General features: G+C 44.7%; 1 protein-coding gene. It reads left to right on the forward strand.

Going from position 1 to position 642, the window contains the following annotated elements; all coding sequences use genetic code 11:
- Positions 1-201: 201 nt before the first annotated feature.
- A partial coding sequence (locus A3756_RS06470) for a hypothetical protein (RefSeq protein ID WP_068553123.1) occupies positions 202-642 on the forward strand: 441 nt, incomplete at its 3' end.

The raw sequence follows: 642 nt of genomic DNA on the forward strand, positions 1-642 counted from the left end.
AACTGGCACCTAAACTACCACCGTCTTGCCTATTGGGATCGATTTGCTCGTCCAAGCACTCAGCCGCCCTATAAGCTTGGTGTTGAGAACTGGTGGCGTAAAACAAGCAATGATTAGGGTTTCCCATTTCCTGTAACATTCCTGTCATAAAAACTTAATATCCTGTATTGGTCGTATCACACACAAAACGGGAATCAAGCAATGATCGCACAGAAACTACGTATACTTGGCTTATCAACGGTTATGGCTCTTGGTGTAGCTGCGTGCGCAAGCACGGATACAAAAGAAGCTACTTCAGCGTCTGAAACAATGCAAACGCAAACAAAGATGTCAGTAAAGGTACCGGCATTATATGAAGTACACCACGATGGCCGTATTTACTTTTTCTATGATAAAGCCTTATACCAATCTTTCCTTAAGACTGGGCATACTGCTTACATGGTTGCACGCATCGGTGCAGGCCCTAAAGGCGAAACCCTAAAGTTTGCTTTGACAGGCGAAGATAAGAAGAAGCGTTCAGGTATTCCAAGTATTGATCTGATTGAAGGCACTGTAGCGCCAGCCCAGCCATTCTATGGTGAAATGCGCATGGAAGGCCGAATCTACGTCTTCAGCACACTAGAAGATATGAATAGCGTTCGA

This window comes from Oleiphilus sp. HI0086, assembly GCF_001635225.1.